This is a genomic window from Pseudoprimorskyibacter insulae (genome assembly GCF_900302505.1).
Lineage (GTDB): Bacteria > Pseudomonadota > Alphaproteobacteria > Rhodobacterales > Rhodobacteraceae > Pseudoprimorskyibacter > Pseudoprimorskyibacter insulae.
Genome location: NZ_OMOJ01000007.1, coordinates 1 through 16603, shown reverse-complemented (window position 1 = coordinate 16603; position 16603 = coordinate 1). Strand labels below are relative to the sequence as shown.

The 16603-nt window shown below is 54.6% G+C and carries 20 protein-coding genes; 9 read left to right on the top strand and 11 right to left on the bottom strand.

Features of this window, described 5'->3' with window-relative positions; all coding sequences use genetic code 11:
- Position 1 precedes the first annotated feature (1 nt).
- Positions 2-898 (bottom strand): LysR family transcriptional regulator, encoded by an 897-nt coding sequence (locus PRI8871_RS14575; protein WP_108886978.1) that lies wholly within the window; start codon positions 896-898, stop codon positions 2-4.
- 92 nt (positions 899-990) lie between these two features.
- Between PRI8871_RS14575 and PRI8871_RS14570 the strand changes: the two genes are divergently transcribed.
- Positions 991-1887: a Rossmann-fold NAD(P)-binding domain-containing protein gene (locus PRI8871_RS14570; RefSeq protein WP_108886977.1), complete on the top strand. Its 897-nt coding sequence runs from the start codon at positions 991-993 to the stop codon at positions 1885-1887.
- On the opposite strand, the gene PRI8871_RS14565 is transcribed toward PRI8871_RS14570, so the two are convergent.
- The 4 genes from PRI8871_RS14565 to leuC all read right to left on the bottom strand — a co-directional run bounded on the left by PRI8871_RS14565 (position 1859) and on the right by leuC (position 6017).
- Complete coding sequence (locus PRI8871_RS14565) at positions 1859-2842, bottom strand: endonuclease/exonuclease/phosphatase family protein (RefSeq protein WP_108886976.1); 984 nt, start codon at positions 2840-2842, stop codon at positions 1859-1861. The two genes, PRI8871_RS14570 and PRI8871_RS14565, sit on opposite strands and share 29 nt — an antisense overlap.
- Positions 2839-3675 carry a hypothetical protein gene (locus PRI8871_RS14560; protein ID WP_245897876.1) on the bottom strand — a complete coding sequence of 279 codons (837 nt, stop codon included), beginning with the start codon at positions 3673-3675 and terminating at the stop codon, positions 2839-2841. The genes PRI8871_RS14565 and PRI8871_RS14560 overlap by 4 nt, the downstream gene beginning before the upstream one ends.
- Before the next feature lie 317 nt (positions 3676-3992).
- On the bottom strand, positions 3993-4598 hold the full coding sequence (gene leuD / locus PRI8871_RS14555; RefSeq protein ID WP_108886975.1) for a 3-isopropylmalate dehydratase small subunit: 606 nt from the start codon (positions 4596-4598) through the stop codon (positions 3993-3995).
- Positions 4599-4610: 12 nt separating this feature from the next.
- Positions 4611-6017, bottom strand: coding sequence for a 3-isopropylmalate dehydratase large subunit (gene leuC / locus PRI8871_RS14550; protein WP_108886974.1), 1407 nt, complete (start codon positions 6015-6017; stop codon positions 4611-4613).
- A 269-nt stretch (positions 6018-6286) separates the two neighbouring features.
- Between leuC and PRI8871_RS20145 the strand changes: the two genes are divergently transcribed.
- Entirely contained in the window at positions 6287-6415 is a 129-nt protein-coding gene (locus PRI8871_RS20145; protein WP_281258638.1) for a hypothetical protein, read from the top strand.
- 2 nt (positions 6416-6417) lie between these two features.
- Here PRI8871_RS20145 and mbfA read toward each other — a convergent pair whose 3' ends face one another.
- A complete protein-coding gene (gene mbfA, locus PRI8871_RS14545; RefSeq protein ID WP_108886973.1) occupies positions 6418-7392 on the bottom strand; it encodes an iron exporter MbfA in 975 nt (324 codons plus the stop codon).
- 148 nt (positions 7393-7540) lie between these two features.
- Between mbfA and PRI8871_RS19660 the strand changes: the two genes are divergently transcribed.
- A complete protein-coding gene (locus PRI8871_RS19660) occupies positions 7541-7702 on the top strand; it encodes a hypothetical protein (RefSeq protein ID WP_181389480.1) in 162 nt (53 codons plus the stop codon).
- A gap of 59 nt (positions 7703-7761) precedes the next feature.
- Positions 7762-8385: a TetR/AcrR family transcriptional regulator gene (locus tag PRI8871_RS14540; protein WP_108886972.1), complete on the top strand. Its 624-nt coding sequence runs from the start codon at positions 7762-7764 to the stop codon at positions 8383-8385.
- On the opposite strand, the gene PRI8871_RS14535 is transcribed toward PRI8871_RS14540, so the two are convergent.
- Genes PRI8871_RS14535 through fliF form a run of 5 tightly spaced genes read right to left on the bottom strand, consistent with a single transcriptional unit; the run spans position 8382 to position 12127 of the window.
- Positions 8382-8867, bottom strand: coding sequence for a GNAT family N-acetyltransferase (locus tag PRI8871_RS14535; protein WP_108886971.1), 486 nt, complete (start codon positions 8865-8867; stop codon positions 8382-8384). The two genes, PRI8871_RS14540 and PRI8871_RS14535, sit on opposite strands and share 4 nt — an antisense overlap.
- 54 nt (positions 8868-8921) lie before the next feature.
- Positions 8922-9650: a flagellar type III secretion system pore protein FliP gene (gene fliP, locus PRI8871_RS14530; protein WP_108886970.1), complete on the bottom strand. Its 729-nt coding sequence runs from the start codon at positions 9648-9650 to the stop codon at positions 8922-8924.
- Positions 9650-9937 carry a FliM/FliN family flagellar motor switch protein gene (locus PRI8871_RS14525; protein ID WP_108886969.1) on the bottom strand — a complete coding sequence of 96 codons (288 nt, stop codon included), beginning with the start codon at positions 9935-9937 and terminating at the stop codon, positions 9650-9652. The genes fliP and PRI8871_RS14525 overlap by 1 nt, the downstream gene beginning before the upstream one ends.
- A complete protein-coding gene (locus PRI8871_RS14520; RefSeq protein WP_108886968.1) occupies positions 9930-10532 on the bottom strand; it encodes a FliH/SctL family protein in 603 nt (200 codons plus the stop codon). Before PRI8871_RS14520 ends, PRI8871_RS14525 begins: the two co-directional genes overlap by 8 nt.
- On the bottom strand, positions 10529-12127 hold the full coding sequence (gene fliF, locus PRI8871_RS14515) for a flagellar basal-body MS-ring/collar protein FliF (RefSeq protein ID WP_108886967.1): 1599 nt from the start codon (positions 12125-12127) through the stop codon (positions 10529-10531). The genes PRI8871_RS14520 and fliF overlap by 4 nt, the downstream gene beginning before the upstream one ends.
- A 110-nt stretch (positions 12128-12237) precedes the next feature.
- On the opposite strand from fliF, the gene PRI8871_RS14510 reads away from it, so the two are divergent.
- The 5 genes from PRI8871_RS14510 to PRI8871_RS14490 are packed head-to-tail and all read left to right on the top strand — an operon-like array spanning position 12238 to position 16232.
- A complete protein-coding gene (locus PRI8871_RS14510; protein WP_108886966.1) occupies positions 12238-12726 on the top strand; it encodes a flagellar basal body-associated FliL family protein in 489 nt (162 codons plus the stop codon).
- Between the two features lie 10 nt (positions 12727-12736).
- On the top strand, positions 12737-13084 hold the full coding sequence (locus tag PRI8871_RS14505) for a hypothetical protein (RefSeq protein WP_108886965.1): 348 nt from the start codon (positions 12737-12739) through the stop codon (positions 13082-13084).
- Positions 13084-13680 carry a MotE family protein gene (locus PRI8871_RS14500; protein ID WP_108886964.1) on the top strand — a complete coding sequence of 199 codons (597 nt, stop codon included), beginning with the start codon at positions 13084-13086 and terminating at the stop codon, positions 13678-13680. Before PRI8871_RS14505 ends, PRI8871_RS14500 begins: the two co-directional genes overlap by 1 nt.
- Before the next feature lie 57 nt (positions 13681-13737).
- Entirely contained in the window at positions 13738-14607 is an 870-nt protein-coding gene (motA, locus tag PRI8871_RS14495; RefSeq protein WP_108886963.1) for a flagellar motor stator protein MotA, read from the top strand.
- A complete protein-coding gene (locus PRI8871_RS14490; protein WP_108886962.1) occupies positions 14607-16232 on the top strand; it encodes a hypothetical protein in 1626 nt (541 codons plus the stop codon). Before motA ends, PRI8871_RS14490 begins: the two co-directional genes overlap by 1 nt.
- Positions 16233-16603 lie beyond the last annotated feature (371 nt).

Below are 16603 nucleotides of genomic sequence, written 5' to 3'. Positions count from 1 at the left end.
GTCAAGAAACCATGGGTTTCAGACCCTCATATAGCATATCCCAAACGCGGCGAACGCGTGGCGTCTGTCGCATGGTTTCATGGGCCGCCAGCCAAAGTGGAAGCGTGGGCAACGGAACATCGTGGCACACGCGTTCAACCATCGGGTCACGTTCCGCCACACGGCGTTGCGCAAAGCCAATCCCGCAACCAGCGCGGACCAATTCCCAGTAAACCGCGTGATGATCGCAGCGCGTCGCAAACCAATCCCGTTGCGCCGGGAAATTGGCCTGCCGTAGACCACGCAACAGCAAATCACTGCGATCATAACCAACCAGATCATACTCAAACAACTCATCCAAGGTTTCAGGGCGCCCATGTTCGTCCAGAAAAGTTGAGGCTCCGTAAATGCCCAACTCAAGCTCGCCCACATGCTGCGTGATGATATCAAGCTGTTCCGTCCGATACATGCGGACAGCGATATCTGCCTCTCGGAACAATAGGTTATCGCTGCCATCGGTTGCCGCCAGTTCGATTTGAACCTCGGGTTCTTCACGCCGCAACTGGGCCAGAATCGGCGGCAGGATGTGATGGGCCGTAAACACACTGGCCGTGATCCGCACAGACCCTGACAATTTGTCTGACCGACCGGCGGCCGCCATTTGGAACGCGGACATTGCTTCACGGGTTGCGCGGGCATGGGGGATCAGCGCCTCGCCCGCCTCAGTCAGAGTGAGCCCGCGTGCCTGACGCGTAAAAAGGGACACGTCCAACACGCCTTCAATTTGCCTGATCTGGCGGCCAACCGTTGGCTGCGTCACGCCCAATTCGCGCGAAGCCTGCGACAAAGACCCCGACTCTGCCACCGCCAGAAACGTTTGAACCAAGGACCAATCTAGGGAAGTTATCGTATTTATCATGCATTTTTGTATGTATGGTGAAATATTTTTGTCAATATATATTCATTTATGAACACCTTAGCGTTGAGCCAGCTGATTTTCAGGAGGCATCAATGACTCAGACGATTCTTATCTTGGGCGGTTCAGGCCGGCTTGCCCGGAACGCGGCAGAGGCTTTTTGGAATGCGGGCTGGCAGATCAAATTTCATGATCGGAAGACCGGGTCGCTGAAAGATGATGCGATCGGCGTCGACGTCATTCTCAATAGCTGGCACCCGAGCTATGACAAATGGCAAGAGGACGTCCCCACGCTTACGCGCCGCGTGATTGAGGCAGCAAAGGCCAGTGGCGCAACAGTGATCGTGCCGGGCAACGTCTATTCCTACGGCGCGTCGATGCCGCAGGTTTTGACCGAGGCTACGCCACATCGCCCCAGCAACATTTTGTGCCAGATTCGCCAGGACATGGAGGAGACGTTTCGCGCCTCCGGCGTGCCGATCATCTTGATCCGGGCCGGGGATTTTCTGGACACCGAACAGTCGGGAAATTGGTTCGATTCGGTCATGATCAAACTGCTTCCCAAGGCGCTGACTTATCCTGGAAACCCGGATATCCCACATTCCTGGGCCTTTTTGCCAGATGTCGCGCAGGTCATGGTACAACTTGCCAATCGCCGCTCCGAGCTGCCGCGTTTTGCGGAGTTCGGCTTCGAAGGCTACACGATCACAGGGCGCGAACTTGCCGCCGCGCTTGGGCGCGTAACCGGCAATGTTGTAAAGCTCCGGCCCTTTGCATGGTGGCAAATCAGCCTAGCATCTCCGTTTTGGAAGATGGCCCGCTACTTGAAAATGATGCGGTATCTTTGGGACACACCGCACAGCATCGACGGCGGCGCACTGCATTCTGTCCTGCCACTCGTCGATGTAACCCCGCTGGATCAGGCGCTGTCGCAAGCGTTGCCACAGGCAGACCACCACCCTTTCATGGCGGAAGCGGTCGCGGCAGCGTGAAATCGACCCAAACCAGCCTGTGTGTCATGTCGCACCCCTTGGGCACATCGGCGACGCCTGCCGCCTGAACCGTCGCTTCGGCGGGCGGCAGGACGTATGACACGCGAAGCGCACCCGGCCCGCTCGGCCAATCCGCCGTTGCCGGACCAAGCGCACCGATAGGGCGTGGATCTTGAAGCGCCGGGTTGGCCAGTAGCGTGGCAATCGCGTCGCGCCGCCCTTCTCCGCGATCTGGGTCAAGATTGGCATTTCCGGCCACGGCGACGGGCCTGCCGCTGGGCCGCACGCTTAGATCACCCGCCAGATACCGAGCCCAAAGCATAATTTCGTCATGGTTCCTTCGGCCGTTTAGATCCTCTGGCCCGTCAAAAACCGGGGCCGTGGCGTGAAACACCAGTAGATCGAACGGCGTCGGCGCCGCGACTTGTACGACCCAATGCCCGTTGGTCGATAATGGCAGGCTTGCCGAAAGCTCACCACTAAGCACCTGCGCATTCGGGAAACCCTGCCAAACCAGCCCAGACAAATCCGCATGCAGCGTCAGCGGCCAGCGCGACAGTACAGCCATGCCGCCTTCACCGGGAAACCACCCGTAGCTGAAGCCATCGTCAGGCAAGAGTATTCGGCCATCCCCGTTCAAATCGTGGTCAGACGGCCACCCGGCGTTACCCAAAGCTGAATAGTGATGCGGAAGGATATGGTCATAGGCAGACATCGACCGCGCCAAGGCCGTCAGGTTCTGGCCCGCAAAGTCATAGTCAAACTTCGTCAAAGTGATGACATCGGGACGCGCCCGCGCAATCGCTTTGGCCGCGCAATCGACCCCATTCTCACTCGCCAAGATATCACGAAGCAAAAGCCCTGGACCTTTGCGCGACAGGTCGGCGTGAAACGTTGCCAAGCGCAGGGCAAATGACGGCGCTGGCACCAAAGCCAACGCCAAACTGGCGATCAAGCGGCTTGCAAGCCGTCGCCATCGTCCTGCTGGGCATAAGCGCGACGACGCTTTTCCTCGATCAGGCCGGAGATGCGCCACAGCGCGATCCCACGGATAAACATCGAAGATGGAATAAACGCCCATGCACAGATGGCCCAAATCAAGGTTTGCGGCGTGACATAGGACAACGGGTCCATCACGGGCGACAGAAGCTTCACCATCGCCGGGATCAAGAAGGGCAGCAAAAAGCCTAAGATCAGGTTAATGCTCGTGTCCCGTTTCATACGGCTCAGAACGTCTCCGCCCGTGGTCGGATCAAACAAAGGCAGGTTTGTCAGTACGTTGAACGCACCATTGTTCAAAGGCCAGTCCAGCGCCCGCGCGAGGACGGCAAAGATGGCAATCGTCGCAATGGAAACGCCGTAGGCCAGACTTGCATAGAGGCGGAAATCGTCTGCGGCGGCTTGCGGCATGTCGGCGGGCATTGACAGCAGCGCCAACCGAACCGGCGAGAATGGTATATCCAGCACCGTCCCGAAGGCCTGCGCCACAGCCTGCACCGAGCCGTAAACCGGCGAGCCGCTGCCAACTTGCAACTGCGTCATGGCAAAGACGGTCACAAACAAAGTACCAAATCGCAGCCGGTTCAGCGGCGGGGCGCTGCGGAAATCGATAATGCTGGGGTAGGTGCTGTTGTATTCGACGAAGGTCAGAACACCAGCCAGAAGGGCCAGCAGCGCGACGATCTGAGTCGTGTCGGCATCGACGCCCGGCACCAAAATGGCGGGCATGGAAATCAAAGTCGCGACTAAGCAGGCACGAATGCCCGCACTGACCGAACGGTGGATCACTGCTCTATCCTTTCAAATCGGGCAGCACCGATACTTTGCCGGCACCTTGCTCCAACCTGACTCCGCCAATTGTGGCGGACTGCCTCATTGTTGCCCAATTTTTGCCTCCTTTGACCGGTGTCAGCAAGAACAACGACCTAAATCCCGGCCATTTAAGGCGAAAATTCGATGAACCTGGTGCAGCAATGCATCATTTATAGATCGAAATTCTGTCGAAATCGCGGGACAGACAAAATCTAGTGGTGGCGGCACAACCCAATACAAAAGAAAACGCGGCCCCGGATGGGACCGCGTTCAGGTTTTCGCTCAGCTGACGCTTAGACCCAGGGGCGCGCCTGTGCTGCCGCAGATTCGAATGTGTCGATCGAGGCCGCTTTTTCCATGGTCAGACCGATGTCATCGAGGCCGTTCAGCAGGCAATGCTTTTTGAACGCATCAACTTCGAACGCGAACGCTTCGCCATCCGAGGTGGTCACGGTCTGGGCTTCCAGATCAACGATCATCCGCGCGTTCGACCCTTTTTCGGCGTCCTTCATCAGAACGTCTACGGCCTCTTGCGGCAGGACGATCGGCAGGATGCCGTTCTTAAAGCAGTTGTTAAAGAAGATGTCCGCGAAGGAGGTCGAAATGACCGCCTTGATGCCAAAGTCGGCCAGCGCCCAAGGCGCGTGTTCGCGCGATGAGCCACAGCCGAAGTTGTCGCCAGCCACCAGAACCGATGCTTCGCGGTACTGCGGCTTGTTCAGGACGAAATCTTCGATCTCGTTGCCCTGACGGTCATAGCGCATTTCGTCGAACAGGTTCACGCCCAGACCCGACCGCTTGATGGTCTTCAGGAAGATCTTGGGGATGATCATGTCGGTGTCAATGTTCACCAGCGGCATAGGAGCCGCGATGCCGGTCAGTTTTTCAAACTTTTCCATAGTCTTAGCTCCTTACATCATCTCACGAACATCGGTCAGGTGACCGGTGATAGCAGCGGCGGCTGCCATCGCGGGCGACACGAGGTGCGTGCGGCCCTTATAGCCCTGACGGCCTTCGAAGTTCCGGTTCGAGGTCGAGGCGCAACGCTCACCCTCGGCCAGCTGGTCGGGGTTCATCGCCAGACACATCGAACAACCGGCCAGACGCCATTCGAAACCGGCATCCATGAAGATCTGCGCCAGACCTTCTTCTTCGGCCTGAGCACGAACAAGACCCGAGCCCGGAACGACCATGGCACGCATGCCGTCTTTGATCTTCTTGCCCTTCAGGATCTCAGCCGCGGCGCGGAGGTCTTCGATACGACCGTTGGTGCACGAGCCGATGAACACGGTGTCGATCTGAATGTCGGTCAGTTTCTGACCAACGGTCAGGCCCATGTATTCGATCGAACGCTTGGCTGCGTCGACTTTACCGCCTTTGAAATCGGACGGGTTCGGAACGGTTGCGGTGATCGGCAGAACGTCCTCGGGCGAGGTGCCCCAGGTTACGACCGGCTGAATGTCTTCGCCCTTCAGGGTGACGACCTTATCGAAATGTGCGCCTTCGTCGGTGAACAAGGTCTTCCACCAGTTCAACGCGGCTTCCCACTGTGCGCCTTTCGGTGCGTGCGGACGGCCCTGAACATAGGCATAGGTCTTCTCATCGGGGGCGATCAGGCCAGCGCGTGCGCCGCCTTCGATGGCCATGTTGCACACGGTCATGCGGCCTTCCATCGACAGATCGCGGATCGCTTCACCGCAATATTCGATGACATATCCGGTGCCACCTGCGGTACCGGTGGCACCGATCACGGCCAGCGTGATGTCTTTGGCGGTCACGCCCGGCTTCAGCTTGCCGGTGATTTCCACCTTCATGTTCTTGGACTTCTTCTGGATCAGCGTCTGGGTGGCCAGAACGTGCTCTACTTCCGAAGTGCCGATGCCGTGGGCCAGCGCACCAAACGCGCCATGGGTCGCGGTGTGGCTGTCGCCGCAAACAACGGTCATGCCCGGCAGGGTCCATCCCTGTTCAGGGCCAACGATGTGCACGATGCCCTGACGGACGTCCGACACCGGATAGTAGTGAATGCCAAAGTCTTTGGCGTTCTTGTCCAGCGCCTCGACCTGAATGCGGCTTTCCTCGGTCATCTGCGCCGGGTTTTCACGGCCAGCGGTTGTCGGAACGTTGTGGTCCGGCACAGCGATGGTTTTTTCCGGCGCACGCACTTTGCGGCCAGCCATACGCAGACCTTCGAAGGCCTGCGGCGAGGTCACTTCGTGCACAAGGTGGCGATCGATATACAGCAGGCAGGTGCCGTCTTCGGATTCATGGGCAACGTGTGCGTCCCAGATTTTATCGTAAAGCGTCTTGGGGGACATGGGTCCTCTCCCGTCATGATGTTTGGATGTGGAAACTCAGGGCGCGCCAAAGCGCGGTCCGGCCTTATAGGCTTGCCAGAACGGTGTGCGTTGCGCCGTAAAAACGCTCGCGCAGGCGGGCACGGTCGCCCATGTCGATAACGAGTTTCATGCCGGCCTAGATACTCGGTTGGCCTGAGTCTCGCAAGAGTGGATACTTTGCCGCAGGTATGGACCCTTTTCTCATCCCGGCGCGTTCCTATCTCAGGGACTTGCCGAAAGAGAAGACGATGAAAACCCCGTTGAATGTTCTCAGTCTGACCATGATGGCCGTGCTGGTCATCGCTGCCCTGTCCGTTCGCGCGGAAGAGGGTGCGCCGTCATGGACGGATCGCCCGACCCTGATGCGCCCGTTCTGACATCAACCGCCGCCGATCAGCACCCCGGCGGCAAACACCAATGCCCCCCCCAGAACAACTTGGAAGGCCGCCCGGAAAAATGGCGTGTCCATAAACTTGTTCTGAATCCACGCGATGGCCCAAAGCTCGATGAACACAACGATGATCGCCGTGATCGTCGCCGTCCAAAAATCGGTGATCAGGTAGGGCAGCGCATGGCCTAGGCCGCCGACTGTTGTCATCACACCGGCCGCGATCCCGCGTTTGATCGGCGACCCGCGCCCGGATAGCTGGCCATCGTCGGACGCGGCCTCGGTAAAGCCCATCGAGATCCCGGCCCCGACCGACGCGGCAAGGCCCACTAAAAACGTCGTCCAAGTGTCCTGCGTGGCAAAGGCCGTTGCGAAAATCGGCGCCAATGTTGACACCGATCCATCCATCAACCCGGCCAAACCGGGCTGCACCCATGTCAAGACAAACTGGCGACGCGCCTGTTCGTCTTCGACCTCGGCGCTGTCCGCGTCTAGATGCGTATCCTCCAGATGCCCCGCGCGTTTCTGATGGCCGGCCTCTGCCGCAGCCAGATCGCCCAACAGTTTGCGCGTGTCGGCGTCGGTCGTGCGCTTGGCGGCGGCCAGGTAGAACCGTTCGGCATCTGCCTCCATTGCGGCGGCTTCGGCACGAATGCGGTCAAGAGACAAGGTCTCAATCAACCAAACCGGGCGCCGCGCATAATATCCCGCCACATGTTCCCGGCGGATCAGGGGGACAACATCCCCAAACCGTTTTTGATGCAGGTCGATCAACGATTGGCGATGCCGGTCTTCCTCTTGCGCCATTCCGTCAAAGACCGCTGCCGTCGACGGATACTCACCGCGCATCCGTTCTGCGTAGCTGCGGTAGATTCGGGCGTCGTCTTCCTCAGAAGAAATCGCAAGTGCCAGCACTTCTTGTTCACTCAAATCCGAAAACCGGCGGCGTTGGGTTAAAAATCGCATTGGTCCGGGCCTTCTTTTAGAACGATTCTAACTTAATGCCGCCGCTTAAAACTGCAACCGAACTTTTTAAACTGATCGGTTTACTTCTTGAGTTTTTAAACCGATCGGTTTATTTAAGTGAACAGTTTAGTTTAGATCGAGTCCTGTAATGATCCGTCCCATCCTGCTTTCCGTTCTTCTGGTTTTCGCGGCCGCTGCGGGCTATGCCCTGCCAGCGGTGGAGTTGCCCCTGCTGACATTCCCCGAAAACCCTGCGCCCATCGCCGAGCAAGCCTGCTCCGCGCCCTCAACAACACTGGTTTGCCAATAAGGTAGCTTGCTCGAACTGAACCGGTCAGTTTATATATGATTTCGGCGATGGAGAGCAGAATGAAAACAAGCGCGAACAAAGTTCGCAAAGGTCGGAAATTTGATCAGGTGCTTGAAGGCGCCCGTCAGGTTTTTCTGACCCATGGATTTGAAGGTGCCAGCGTCGACGACATCGCGCGCGAGGCTGGTGTTTCCAAGGCGACACTCTACAGCTATTTCCCCGACAAACGGCTGTTGTTCATGGAAGTTGCCACGACGCAATGCGCGGTTCAGGCCGAACAGGCCATTCAGTCCATCGACTTCTCTCAACCGGTGCAGAATGTGTTGCGGCAGGTCGCGGATCAGATGCTGGGCTTTATTCTGTCCGACATGGGTCAGCGGATTTTCCGTGTCTGCGTTGCCGAAGCCGACCGCTTTCCAGACCTTGGCCAGAAGTTCTATCAAAGCGGGCCAGACCACATCCGCACTGTTCTGGTCACGTTTTTGAAGAACGCCGTCGCCCGCGGGGAATTGCAGATCGACGATCACAACCTGGCAGCAGACCAGTTTGTGGAGCTTTGCAAAGCGGACTTATGGGCCAAACTGGTGTTTGGACTCCGGTCAACTTTCACTGATGAAGAACGGGATCGCGTCATTACCGGCGCGATTGACACGTTCATGGCTAGATACGGCACCAAAACCTAAAGTTTTTTGTACATGACCAGCGCGTCGACCGGCCCCAATGTGGGATGCCGGAAAGCCTCGGGCAATCTACCGACGGCTTCAAACCCGGCGCGCAGCCATGTATCAACCGCGCGGGTGTTCGCCTCGACGACGAAATTGAATTGCATTGCGTGGAAGCCAAGATCCTTGGCCGTGCCCAAGGCGTGCGTCAACATTTGGCGCGCAATCCCTTTGCCCCGCGCGGCCTCTGCCGTGGCGAAGCCGCAATTGCACACATGGCTGCCGCCGCCACCTTGGTTTCGAACGATGTAATAAGTTCCCAAAATCTGCCCTTGGTCTTCGACGACGAACACTTGGCGCGGCCGCCCGAACCAATAGGCCAGGCCGTCCTCTTGGCCAATGGATGGGTCGATCGCATAGGTGTCACCAGCCCTAAAAACCGGCTCCAAAATGGTCCAAATTGCGATTTTGTCACCCTCGGTCGCGGCCCTTATGACGGTCACTTCACTCTCCTTGTCAACGCCGTTTGTCGGCGTTCTAGCACCCTGGGTTCGCCATCAGAAGTAGCTTTGAACCAAGCTGCCTGTCACAAGCGCCCAACCATCGGCGACCACGAAGAATGCCAATTTAAACGGCAGCGATACGATCGCAGGCGGGACCATCATCATCCCCATCGCCATCAATATCGCGGCAACGACCAGATCGATAACCAGAAACGGTAAGAAAATAATAAACCCGACCTGAAACGCGCGGGCCACTTCGGACAACAAAAAGGACGGCACTAGAACCGACAACGGCCCGTCTGGTGCTGGCACCTGCGCTATACTATCGGGTCGAAGCTCTGCCAGAGACGCATAAGTTCCCGGGTCGATGCGAAGCGCCATAAACTCTTTGAATGGAACCAAAGCGCGCTGCGCCGCCTCAGCCAGATCCAATTCTTCACGCATGAACGGGCCAATTCCCGCATCCCACGCAGTCGAAAACACCGGGTCCATCACATAGTAGGTTATGAAAAGCGCCAGGCTTACAATCAACATGTTCGGCGGGGCCTGCTGCAAGCCAATGGCCTGACGCATGATCGATAGGACGGTGACGACAAAAGGAAAGCAGGTGATCATCATCGCTAGGCCTGGCGCCAGACTTAGAACAGTGATCAATGCTATCAGTTGAATGCTGGCCCCAGTGACGGAAGCCCCCTCACCCAGCGTTATTTCCAGCCCCTGCGCATGACCTGTTGTCGATTGCAGCAGCAAGACGGCAAATGCTGTTAACCAAAAATGCCACATCAGCCAGAGTTCGCCTCAAGCGCCATGACTTCGGACAATCGTACAACCAGTTGTGCGGGATCCTTTCCATTTTCATCGACTTCCAATGTACCGAGCCCGATCAAACGATCACCAACATAAAGTTCCACCGGATCCTCAAGCCGTTTGTCCAAAACCAACACGGAGTTTTCTTCGAGCCGCAAAAGATCGCGCACGAGGGGGCGTGCACGACCAACAGAAACCGTAATCTCAATCGGCACACTTGTTAGGGGATTGGGCGCATCTTGGGGCTTTAGGCCGTCATCCATTGACTGCTCCTTTCGTGTTTTCATAGACAAACCCTTCAACAGCTGTCCGGACAGCAGATAGGATTTCATCCAAGTTGATACTGGCTTCCGAAGCTCCAAATCGGATTTCGGCCTGGGTCAACTCTAGGGAATCGTCGCACTGGATCGAAATCGCGAAACCGAAATCCTGATCCATCATCGGAAGAATGCGCGCCTCATTTTCTGAATGAACGGTCACCTGAACTTCCGACGCTGTCAGATCACGGGCCATTTTCTGCAGATTTTCAACAACATGTGCGCCAATTGTCTGCCGCGCAACCTTAGGCAAAAGGACAGTAACCATTTGGTCCAAAAGGGGCATCACCGATCGGAGAACATGACTGTGTGCCTCATGGTAGGTAAAGGATAAATCCAGCAGGTTTTGCGAAAATTCTGCGGCCACACGTTCCCTGTCAGAGGAATTGGCCGCCAAGACATCCTCCCAACCTGCCTTATATCCCTTTTCAAACGCCTCAAGCCGCTCATTTTCTAAATAATCAGGTTCAATGGTTGGAACCTCGGCATTAACCCACGTAGCCTTGGAAAAATCAGTCAGAATATTTGATAGGGCTGTCAAACCGCAGTCTCCTTTTCACTAAGCCATCCCCGCAAAATTTCTACCGACTCATCTTTGCGGGTATCGATCAAGCCGCGCAGTTTATCCACAGGGTCGGCAGGCTGCTCATCCAAAGCACCAAAAGCGAAGGATTCGGTGTCGGGCAGCGCCATAGGCAGATCCGCAATCTGAGGCACATCAGGCACAACGCTGCTAATCGCAGGAATTTCATCGGCGGGTATACCCGGCCCATTCAACAAAGACGTATCAGCCAAAGGCGGCGGCGCGCGAAGAATTGGGCGTAGAACAAACAACCCCATAATCAAAGCGACCGCGGACAAAAGAGCCAACTTTCCGAGACCGGTTAGGTCGATGGCACTATACCACGGCCTAATCGTCGCGGTGCTTCCGCTAATAACCGGCTCATCAAATGGCATCGAACGGATTGTGATTTGATCGCCCCGGGCTTCATCGAAACCAACTGCGGACGCGACCAAATCATGCAGGGCCGTCAGCTCTGCCTCCGCCAACGGCACAAATTGCCGCGCACCGTCGTCGCCAATTTCGTAGGTTCCGTTTACCATCACCGCAACGGTCAACCGACGAATCGCGCCAGGAACACGTGTGATTTCGCGCGTTGTTTCAGACACTTCGTAGTTTACACGCTCTCGAGATTCGACGCTTTGACTGCTGGCACCTTGCGCACCGGCCGCGTCACCATCTGGCATATTTGACGCAACCGTTACGCTGCCGGCAGAGCCATTTTCTGATTGGTTCGTCGTTTCTTCCGTGTCCGTGCTGATGGCAACGCGGCCATCTGGATCAAATCGGCGTTCTAGAATCGACTCGCTTTCAGTGACCGTATCAACACTTACTTCAACGACGGAATTTCCTTTTCCTACACGCGCTTCCACAAGGCGCTGCACCCGATCACGAATGGAATCGCCTTTATCGTCGGCTATATTGGCGGTAGCCGCCGCAGCCTCATTCGTGATGAGCCTGCCTTGATTGTCGACGACCGATACATCTTCGGGCGCCAACCCAGGAACGGCCGACGCAACCAGAAAACGCATCGCCCGCGCTTGACCTGGCTCTACCACGCCGTTCCGAGCCGTCAGAAAAACCGAGGCCTTCGGCGTCGCACCCCGCTGGAACGGAGCATTGTCGGCTTGGGCGATGTGTACGCGTGCAGAAGAGACACTGGACAACGAAACGATTGTGCGCGCCAGCTCCCCCTCCTTGGCCCGCCAATAGGCCGCATCAAACATCTGCGCCGTGGTCCCAAACCCATTTAGCGCATCTAATAATTCATATCCCTTTGAACCATTTGCCGGCAAACCTTCGCTGGCCAAAGTCATACGCAAAGCGTCGCGTTCGCCGCTTTCGACAAAGATTGAATCACCCCGTACTTCGTACCGCATGTTTCGCTGCCCGAGGGCCCGAACCACCTCGCCTGCTGCATCTTGTTCTAACTCGGCGTACAGCAACGACATATTTGGCCGTCCCGCAATTTGCGCCATGAACAGAATCGCTAAAAACATTGCACCCGCTGCGCCAACAACAATGACGCGACGGCGCATGTTCAGCGCGTTCCATATCTCTATCACCGACTTCACGAATCCCTCCGGCCTTCTGCCTCGTCCAAGGAGAATTGGCAGAGGGGCCTTAACAGTCGGTTAGTTTCTATTGGGCTATAAGCGATTTGTGACGGTCAGAAAGGCGCATCATGGACAAAAATAACGCTACACAAAAACCGAAAAAGACAAACAAACGTATACCCTTGCTACTGGGGCTTCTATTGCTAATATCCGGTGGCACCGGCAGTTTTATGTCAATGAACTATTTTTCAAAATCCGGCGGCGGCTCGAAGGAACAAGTCCGCGAAGATATCGCGATCGCGGCGACCGAAGTTCAAAGTGTCGCCTTTGTCCCGATGCACCCAATGACCGTAAGTTTGGGGCCGAACGCAACGGCAAAGCACCTCCGCTTTACCGCCCAAATCGAAGTTCCGGCTGAGCACAAAGACTATGTCGAATCCATGTTGCCCAGAGTGGTTGACACGCTAAACGGCTACCTGCAAGCGGTCGATGAATCCGACATAACCGGACCCGCCTCTCTGTTAAGACTTCGCTCTCAAATGCTTCGGCGTGCAAAACTGATTCTAGGAAACGAGAAGGTGAATGACCTTCTCGTCATGGAATTCATATTGAATTGAGGACACCGGAATGAATTTCATTGCAGATCTATTTCTAGCGGCAGGTGCTTTTGGCGCGGGGATCTACTGCTTTGTTTTATCCAGACGTTTAAACCAGCTGACAAATTTGGAGAGCGGAGTCGGAAACGCAGTGACCACTTTGGCAAAGCAAGTTGACGATTTAGAAAAGGCTGTCGATATGGCGCAAAATGGCGCCGAAAACTCGAGCCGATCCCTGCAAGAAATCACAACCAAAGCGGAGCAAACAGCATTGCGTCTGGAACTTCTCCTCGCATCAATGCACGATTTTCCATCCGAAAAAGTGCAGCAACCTGCATCCGACGCAACATTTGTCCGACATCGAGTCGTGAGCAGATAATGAAGATTATCTTTAAAAACCATAAACTTGGACCTCTTACCCTGCTTGGCGCAGTCTTCATAGCATCCGGCGGTTTACGCCTCGCTGTTCAGGACGTCGCCCTAATAGCCGACGCTTCTACACAGAATGCTGCAGGTGCGCAGCATGAGCAACAGGGGAAGCCGGAGCAATGTCAAACCGACGAAGATCTACAACGCGTTTTGGATGCACTTCTGGAACGTGAAGAACTGGTGGCGATTTCCGAAAAACAAATCAAGCAGCGATTGTCCGCTGTGGCCATGATGGAGGGGGAGGCGCAAGATCGGCTCAAAGAGGCAGAACTTGCCGAAGAAAATCTCCAAAAAACCATGACTTTGTCGCAAGCCATTGCCGAAGATGATCTTGCAAGACTGACGTCAGTTTACGAACGAATGAAACCTAAAAGTGCCGCAGCTCTATTTCAAGAAATGCAACCCGAGTTTGCAGCAGGCTTCATAGCTCGGATGAAGCCCGATTCTGCCGCTGCAGTCCTGGCATCTCTTGATGCAAGGTCAGCATATGCCATCAGTGTAGTATTGGCCGGACGCAACGCAAATGCTGGAAAAATTGAAGAATAGATACCGAACCTTAAGACAATTTACCTCATCGTATTCGCAGAAGAATAGGAGAACGATGTGCTAGGCATAATTGGCATTGGTGTCGTGGTTGTTATGGTTTTTGGCGGCTACTTGTTGGCGGGCGGGAAACTAACTATCATTCTAAAGTCGCTTCCGTTTGAAATGATGATGATCGGTGGTGCTGCAGTTGGAGCGTTCTTGATAAGCAACAATGGTTTGGCGGCCAAGCACACAATAAAAGACATAGGAAAAGTATTCAAAGGCCCAAAATGGAAATCATCAGATTACAAAGATTTGCTTTGCCTTCTCTTTGAGTTGATCAGATTGGCCAAGCAGAGTCCAGTTTCGATAGAAGAACACATTGAGGACGCCAACGCGTCGTCAATATTCTCAAAATATCCGAGAATCCAAAAAGACACCCGCGCCGTAGACCTAATTTGTGACACCCTTCGGTCGGCTTCAATGAACTACGACGATCCGCATCAAGTCGAAGAAGTGTTGGAGAAACGTCTAGACGATGGACATCATCACGACATGCACTCCAGCCACGCATTACAAACCGTCGCGGATGGTCTGCCCGCTTTGGGTATTGTTGCTGCCGTCCTTGGTGTCATTAAGACCATGGGCTCGATCGACCAACCGCCTGAAGTATTGGGGAAACTGATCGGTGGCGCGCTAGTGGGAACTTTTCTCGGTGTTTTTTTAGCATACGGCATCGTTGCGCCATTCGCAGCCAAATTGAAATCAGTGATCGAAGAAGACAGCTCATTCTACAAACTGATACGAGAAGTATTAGTTGCAAATTTGCACCAACACAGCGTCAACATTTGCATTGAAGTTGGACGTCAAAACACACCATCTCATTTGAGGCCTTCCTTTGTTGCCCTTGAAGAGGCGCTGAAAACCACCAAATCAGAGGCGGCGTAATGCACTATTTTGTCTGTATTGCTGCACTGCTGCTCATCGCGCCAAACATCTCGATGGCAAGAATCGTAGTCAAATCGGGATTACATGAAAATTTCGCGCGGCTTGTATTTTACCACGACTTGAGTTTTGACTGGAGTATCACCCTTTCGGACAAAATTTTGTCCGTTGAGTTTTTAGAATTTGACGGCGAAATTGATACATCAGAGGTCTTTAAAAAAATTCCAATGAGCCGAATTCAAACAGTCGCGACCATGGAAAACAAAATTGTTTTTGGCTTGGGATGCGCCTGCGTTGAGAGTCACTTCGTTCTCTCACCGGGAATTTTAGTTTTGGATATTTCCGATCCACCCACTGTAAGCAGCTTGCAAACAATAAATCTGAACAAAGAACCAACAAGTGCACGCATCATGCGCCTATCCGTTTCGTCATCTGAAATCATCGCGGGCTTGAAGGCGGACTTTGAACTCGCCAAAAAGAAGAATTTTATTGTTGCCAAAAATTCAACCCAGTCGTCTATCAGCTCTGCTGATCAGAAGATTTCACCACAGTCTGTAAATTTTAGTGATGAGGAGCCTGTGCGATCTACAGAATGTCGGCGGGAAGAGGAATTCGGAATTGTCATTCACTTATCCGAGTCAGACTATTCAGGCAGACTTAGCCAAATGCGAGCAAATATCCTTACAGATTCCGCCAATACAAATATCGAAGTCGCCAAGGACCTGATCGGCCTGTACATAGAACACGGGTTGGCCGCAGAAGCATTGAAGACGATCAACTCGCTGAACGTTGTCGCACCATCATACACCTACATGGCAAATGTTATCAAAAATGACGTCCCAACTTTGGCCCTCGACGGAACAAATATTGGCAGCTCCAACTGCAGCGCGGATCCAGACATTTGGTCGGCGCTTGCAACAGGGTTTTCATCAAAAGCTGAAGCAGATGAGTATGGACTCGAGATCATCCGACAACTTGGCGAGCTCCCCACTCAGCTAAAACAAATCTTCACACCTCGACTCGTAGATACTTTTATCGCCGCTGGTGCAACTGGACTTGCGGAAACACTGATTCCAGCGGCGCGAAGAAATAGTGAAATTTCAAGTCAAACATCTGAACTTCTACTTTCACAGGCTGCCCCTCCAAACCCCGAAAAAACCTCAGAGAAAATTTCAGCGGCACTTGAGGAAGACAGAAGATCCGCAGCAATCGCCATATCAACTTATTTCAACACAATTGAATCTGTTAAGAATGCGGAACCAGACCAGAGATCGTTGCTTTACGCCTTAGAAAAAGAGTACTTGCCTTCGCCGCTCGGCCCATCACTGATCGCTGCACGCATAAGGCTAATCGCGTTTGAAAGGAAGCAGAAAGACCTTCTCACTGCGCTTCGCCGTAATGACAATTCTGGCGCTGTCTCACTCAGCATCTGGAATGAAGTCGTAGAGTACGCGTCGAGTGAATACGGCGATATCGAGTTTCTTAAGCTGGCCTTCGCGTTGAAGGGCTCTGAAATTTCAGGACTGAACGAGAGAACCAGGGAACAGTTTTCCGGCAGGTTGTCTGACCTTGGCTTTGAAGACGCCGATTCACAGGTAAACGGAGAAGAAGTGTCGGCCGTCCACTGAGCCTGTCATCGATCCATCAGTTTTGCCAAGGTGTATGCGGGACGAAGCAGACCGCGTCGCCACTGCCCAAATGGGACCCTAGACGGAGGAATTCGTACGAACCGTGGCCAAACCACCCTCGGCGTATTTCCCAGCGCGAGGTCGGCCAAAACAACACCGGCCAAAGTGCCCATCGCTATTCCGTTACCATGGTAGCCAAGGCCCGCGTACAGGCCTGGCACCTCCGCCACTTCGTTGATGAAGGTGACCTGCCACGGGATTTTTCCTCCACCGTTGATTAGAGTCCGATCCAACTTGAGGACGGACAATGAAGCGAACGAGATTCACGGACGAACAGATCATCGGCATCCTGACCGAGCACGAAGCAGGCG